Annotated in this window: 3 protein-coding genes and 1 pseudogene; all 4 read left to right on the forward strand. The window is 56.6% G+C overall.

Translation table 11 applies throughout. The features are described 5' to 3' along the window. Window positions 1–250 (forward strand): uroporphyrinogen decarboxylase family protein (locus WA989_RS18615; protein ID WP_424341967.1); only part of this gene is annotated, 250 nt, incomplete at its 5' end. A 30-nt stretch (window positions 251–280) separates the two neighbouring features. After that, window positions 281–703, forward strand: coding sequence for a CopD family protein (locus WA989_RS18620; protein WP_424341968.1), 423 nt, complete (start codon window positions 281–283; stop codon window positions 701–703). A gap of 137 nt (window positions 704–840) precedes the next feature. After that, window positions 841–2,142 carry a transcription termination factor Rho gene (gene rho / locus WA989_RS18625; RefSeq protein ID WP_424341969.1) on the forward strand — a complete coding sequence of 434 codons (1,302 nt, stop codon included), beginning with the start codon at window positions 841–843 and terminating at the stop codon, window positions 2,140–2,142. A gap of 3 nt (window positions 2,143–2,145) precedes the next feature. Beyond that, window positions 2,146–2,435, forward strand: a pseudogene (locus WA989_RS18630) (tRNA uridine-5-carboxymethylaminomethyl(34) synthesis GTPase MnmE); the annotation flags it as partial.

Raw genomic sequence — 2,435 nt, forward strand, 5'->3', positions numbered from 1 at the left:
CGGCCTCGATACGGCGGCCGTCCCGTCCTTCATCAACCGCGAGATTCCGATGCAGTTTCCGGTTCAGGGTCATCTTGATCCACTGCTTCTCATGGCAGGCGGCCAAGCGCTTGAAAGACGGGTCGAGGAATTGCTCGAATCCTATCAGGACCGTCCGCACATCTTCAATCTAGGCCACGGGGTTTTGCCGCAGACCCCTATCCCTCATGTAGAAAAAGTGGTCGAGACGGTCAGAAACTGGAAACCCTAGGATAATCCGTACACGGATTAAGGAGTTCGCATGTATCTCTGGATCAAGGCGTTTCACCTGATTTTTGTCATCGCCTTCATGGCGGGCATGCTGATTTTCCCGCGCTACAAGCTGCATCAGCTGGCGTCTTCGCCGGGCAGCGAGCTGTTCGAGACGATGAAATCGGCCTCGAAGAAATTGCGAATGGTCATTCTCAATCCATCTGTCATTCTGCTTTGGGTCTTCGGCATCGCCATGGTTGTGATGAACCCATCGCTGCTCGAACAAGGCTGGTTTCACGTGAAACTTCTCCTCGTTCTTGTCCTGACAGGCCTTTACGGTTTCTTCGTCGCACTCGGCCGCAAGGTCGACGATGGAACGGAAATTTCGTCGCGCCAGCTCAAGCTGATGAACGAACTTCCATTTGTTCTTCTCATCGTCATTGTCATCATGGTGATCGTCCGTCCTTTCTGATATGGTAAGGCAGACTTGACGATGAGGGCAGTTGCGATCATAAGCTGCCGCAAGTGAGCCACCCGTCCTGGGCTGGCACAATTTCCCTCAATACGCGTTCCGCTATTACAGCCGATCCCTATTCCAATTGAGTTTCCATGTCTGACATTGTGACCGAAGCCGACACTGATTCCCCGAGCCACGTTTACCTGCGTGACCTCAAAGCGATGAGCCCGACCGAACTCCTGGCCTATGCCGAGAGTTTGGAAGTCGAGAATGCATCCTCTTTGCGCACCCAGGACATCCTGTTTGCCGTTCTCAGAGAGTTGGCCGAGCGCGATATCGTGATTATCGGGCGCGGCGTCCTTGAAGTGCTGACCGATGGCTTCGGCTTCATGCGCTCGCCGGAATCAAACTATCTGCCCGGCCCGGACGATATCTACGTCAATCCGAAACTGCTGAAGCAGGCTGGCCTGAAAACTGGCGATACGGTCGAGGGCCCGATCAAGGAGCCTGGCGACGGCGAGCGCTATTTCGCTCTGGTCAGCGTCAATTCGATCAATTTCGAAGAGCCTGAAAAAGCGCGCCAGAAAGTCCACTTCGACAATCTTGTCCCGCTTTATCCCGAAGAACGCCTCCACATGGAGAGCCAGGATCCGACCAAGAAGGATCGCTCGGGCCGGGTCATCGATATCGTTGCGCCGATCGGCAAGGGCCAGCGGGCCCTGATCGTGGCCCCGCCGCGTACCGGTAAGACGGTTCTGTTGCAGAATATTGCTGCCTCGATCGAGGAAAACCATCCCGACAGCTATCTGATCGTCCTCCTGATCGACGAACGTCCAGAAGAAGTCACCGACATGAAGCGCTCTGTGAAGGGCGAAGTCATCTCTTCGACCTTTGATGAGCCCGCGACCCGCCACGTAGCTGTGGCCGAAATGGTGATCGAAAAAGCCAAGCGTCTCGCCGAGCATGGCCGCGATGTCGTCATCCTGCTTGACTCGATCACCCGCCTTGGCCGCGCCTACAACACGACTGTGCCGAGCTCCGGCAAAGTGCTGACCGGCGGTGTCGACGCCAATGCGCTGCAACGCCCGAAGCGCTTCTTCGGCGCTGCGCGGAATATCGAACATGGCGGATCGCTGACGATCATCGCGACCGCACTGATCGATACCGGCTCGCGCATGGACGAGGTCATCTTTGAAGAGTTCAAGGGCACGGGTAACTCCGAAATCGTCCTCGACCGCAAGATTGCTGACAAGCGGACCTTCCCGGCCATCGACATCATGAAGTCCGGCACGCGGAAAGAAGAGCTCATCACACCGAAAGAGCAGCTGCAGAAGATCTACATCCTGCGCCGCATCCTCAATCCGATGGGGACTTCTGATGCGGTCGACTTCCTCCTCGACAAGCTTCGTCAGACGAAAACGAATGACGAATTCTTCGAGGCGATGAAGAACTAGGCCATGTCTGACGCGCGCGAGACGATCTGCGCGCTCGCCTCCGGGCCGCCGCCATCTGCAATCGCGATTGTGCGGATCAGTGGGCCAGGGGTCCGCGAGATCTGCGCAAGCATTTTCGAAGCGGGATTGCCGGCGCCGCGCCGCGTGGTGTTTGGCAAATTCCTCGATGTTTCCCGTGAAACAATCGATGAGGGGCTCGGCGTTTTCATGCCTGGGCCCAATTCCTATACGGGCGAAGACACAGCCGAACTCTATCTGCACGGTGGCGCGGCTGTTATCGATCATGCCCTCGA

The organism is Henriciella sp. (assembly GCF_049649345.1).
In the GTDB taxonomy this organism is placed as follows: domain Bacteria; phylum Pseudomonadota; class Alphaproteobacteria; order Caulobacterales; family Hyphomonadaceae; genus Henriciella.